At 42.8% G+C, this 2344-nt stretch carries 2 protein-coding genes; both read left to right on the top strand.

Features of this window, described 5'->3' with window-relative positions:
* Positions 1-272: 272 nt before the first annotated feature.
* A complete protein-coding gene (petC, locus tag IQ228_RS24835) occupies positions 273-812 on the top strand; it encodes a cytochrome b6-f complex iron-sulfur subunit (RefSeq protein ID WP_027401612.1) in 540 nt (179 codons plus the stop codon).
* A 106-nt stretch (positions 813-918) separates the two neighbouring features.
* Positions 919-1920: a cytochrome f gene (petA, locus tag IQ228_RS24830; RefSeq protein ID WP_027401613.1), complete on the top strand. Its 1002-nt coding sequence runs from the start codon at positions 919-921 to the stop codon at positions 1918-1920.
* Positions 1921-2344 lie beyond the last annotated feature (424 nt).

The following is a 2344-nucleotide window of genomic DNA, read 5'->3' as shown; positions in this document are numbered from 1 at the left end:
GCCCCCTGCCCCCTGCCCTGTTCCCTATTCCCTATTCCCTGTTCCCTTAGCTTATCTAGATTTTACATTTAGTTATGATATTAAGTTCCGTGACTCCAGTATGATAGGGATATAAAGAAATGTAATGCTAACGGAAGAGATGCTCACTATGTCTTGCAACTAAGAATTATGGCATCGCTATGAGCGTTATGATTTCAATTCAGATGAGAGTGGCTCTTGTGCTGGTACTCTTGTCAAAATGATTAATAAATTACACAAACAGCGCGGAGATTATGGCTCAATTTTCAGAAATTACAGACGTTCCCGATATGGGTCGTCGTCAGTTTATGAACCTGCTCACTTTCGGGACTGTTACCGGGGTGGCCTTGGGTGCATTGTACCCTGTTATTAACTACTTTATCCCTCCTGCTAGTGGTGGTGCTGGTGGCGGTACTGTAGCCAAGAATGAACTAGGTAATGATGTTAGTGTGAGCAAGTTTCTGGATAGTCATAATGTAGGCGATCGCACTCTGGTGCAAGGACTCAAGGGAGATCCTACCTATATTGTGGTGGAAAGTAAAGAAGCGATCGCTGACTACGGGATTAATGCTATTTGTACCCATTTAGGTTGTGTTGTACCTTGGAACGTGGCTGAGAATAAGTTTAAATGCCCTTGTCATGGTTCACAATATGACGCTACTGGTAAAGTAATTCGTGGTCCTGCACCAAAATCCTTAGCTCTAGCCCATGCCAACGTAGAAGACGACAAAATTCTACTCACACCTTGGACAGAAACCGATTTCCGCACCGGGGATGCCGCTTGGTGGGCTTAATGCATTAGTCTCCAGTCAACAATCTAGGGCTTTTTATCAACTCTTGACCAATGACTACTGACCAATGACAAATGACCAATAACCACTGACAAATGACTTTATAGAGATGAGAAATGCCCTTACACCTGCGAAATTAACTCGCACTGCTAAAGCAATGGTTAAGACATTGCTAATAGCGATCGCTACTGTTACCTTTTTATTCACTAGCGATATAGCCGTCCCACAAACTGCTGCCGCCTATCCCTTTTGGGCGCAACAAACCGCTCCTGCCACCCCCCGCGAAGCCACAGGGCGAATTGTTTGCGCTAACTGTCACCTAGCTGCTAAACCCACAGAAGTAGAAATTCCGCAATCTGTACTTCCTGACACTGTATTTAAAGCCGTTGTCAAAATCCCTTACGATACCACCGTGCAACAAGTTGGTGCTGATGGTTCTAAGGTTGGTTTAAATGTTGGTGCTGTATTAATGTTGCCCGAAGGCTTCAAGATTGCCCCAGAAGATCGCATTCCTGAAGAAATGAAAGCAGAAGTGGGTGATATGACATTCACCCCTTACAACGACACCACAGATAATGTTGTCATTGTTGGTCCATTACCCGGTGAAGAATATCAAGAAATCGTCTTCCCGATTCTTTCTCCTAACCCCGCCACAGACAAAAATATCCACTTTGGCAAATACTCTGTTCATGTAGGCGGTAATCGCGGACGTGGACAAGTTTACCCCACAGGTGAGAAGAGCAATAATAACTTATTCAACGCTTCTGCTGCCGGTACAATTAGCAAAATTGCTCAAACAGAAGATGAAGACGGTAACGTTAAGAATCTAATCAGCATCACAACCGCAACTGGTGATGTCGTTACCGATACAGTTCCCGTTGGACCTGAATTAATTGTGACTCAAGGACAAGCCGTTGCCATTGGTGATGCTTTAACCAACAACCCCAATGTTGGTGGTTTTGGTCAAAGAGATGCAGAAATTGTTTTGCAAGACTCTTCTAGAGTTACATGGTTAGTTGCTTTTATCTGTTTAGTGATGATGGCACAAATCATGCTAGTTCTCAAGAAGAAACAAGTAGAAAAAGTCCAAGCTGCGGAAATGAATTTCTAAATCATAACTATGATTGGTGTGATTTATTTGATTTAGATACTTCATAAATCTGAAAAATCACTGTTGAGAATGATTACAAATTCTTTGCTAGATCATCGGTTATTTGACAGGCTTTTTGCCTGTCTTTTTTCTTATCATGGGCAATAAACTGATCAAAGTTCTCAAATCCAATGTTTATTTGCTATAGTCCCCCCCTTTCCCCTTGTAAAGGGGGAAACAATAAAAATCTAGTTCCCTCCCCTTTATAAGGCTATCGTGTACACACAAGTTAAATTACCCCCCTTGTAAATAAATGGGGAAAACCGGAAGAATTAGTTCCCTCCCCAAAGCATCGGGGAGGGTTAGGGAGGGGTAATTTGAGGAATAATGGTGATTCGATAACTTGTGTGTACACCGTAGCCTTTATAAAGGGAGGGTTAGGGAG

This window comes from Dolichospermum sp. LEGE 00246 (assembly GCF_015207865.1).
Lineage (GTDB): Bacteria > Cyanobacteriota > Cyanobacteriia > Cyanobacteriales > Nostocaceae > Dolichospermum > Dolichospermum heterosporum.
Note: the sequence above shows the minus strand (reverse complement) of the source record. Positions and strands in the feature narration are given on the sequence as shown.

What these genes read in the sequence shown, in the direction of transcription:
- petC (WP_027401612.1), top strand. Translation starts at nt 273, where the DNA reads ATGGCTCAATTTTCAGAAATTACAGACGTTCCCGATATGGGTCGTCGT.
- petA (WP_027401613.1), top strand. Translation starts at nt 919, where the DNA reads ATGAGAAATGCCCTTACACCTGCGAAATTAACTCGCACTGCTAAAGCA.